We start from the raw sequence: 815 nt of genomic DNA on the forward strand, positions 1-815 counted from the left end.
AAGAGTTAATGGCTGAGGGATCAACCAACAAGACCCTCCTCGCTCAGACGTTAGGCGTTGCTCGGTCAAGTCTGTACTACCGTTCAGTGAAAGAAGATCAAGACTGGCTGTTAAAAACACAAATTGAACGCACACTCCGTGGACACCCCGGCTACGGCTCCCGGCGTGTAGCTACCAGCCTTGGCAGAAACCGTAAGGCAGTCCAGCGGGTAATGAGGAAGTTTGGCATCAAGCCTTACCGCCGAACCGCTAAAAAACGCTTGAGAAAACCACAAACCAGTAGATACTACCCAAACCAGCTGCTCACTACAGCACCAGGCTACCCCCACCATATCTGGGCAGCAGATTTTACTGAAATTGCCTGGCACCACAAGGTGTACTTGGCAACTGTACTTGATCTGTACACCAGGCAAGTTGTTGGCGTGGCTGTTGCTACCAGGAAAGGGCTAGTCTTAACGATGCAAGCCATCTGTGGCGCACTGCTGCACCATCCTCGTCCACACATCTTTCACTCAGATAATGGCAGGGAGTATGATGCCCAATCGTTTACCGGTTTGTTAACCAACCTCAATGTGGTTATTTCACGCAGTAAGCCAGGCTGTCCCTGGGAGAATGGTTACCAGGAAAGTTTCTATGGTAAATTCAAGCTTGAACTAGGTGACCCTAAACGTTTTTCAACCTTAGGAGAGTTAGTAGCTGCTATGTACCACCACATCTGGGTGTACAACCATACCAGGATTCACTCTGCTTTGAATATGCCACCTAAAGTATTTGAAAAACAGCCTGTTATGGCTGCTTAAAAGTCTTAGAATGAG

General features: G+C 48.3%; 1 protein-coding gene. It reads left to right on the plus strand.

All coding sequences use genetic code 11. The features are described 5' to 3' along the window. Positions 1 to 800: hypothetical protein (locus tag COT81_00165; protein PIS05565.1), on the plus strand; the 800-nt coding region annotated here is incomplete at its 5' end. Positions 801 to 815 lie beyond the last annotated feature (15 nt).

The organism is Candidatus Buchananbacteria bacterium CG10_big_fil_rev_8_21_14_0_10_42_9 (genome assembly GCA_002773845.1).
GTDB lineage: Bacteria > Patescibacteriota > Patescibacteriia > Buchananbacterales > 21-14-0-10-42-9 > 21-14-0-10-42-9.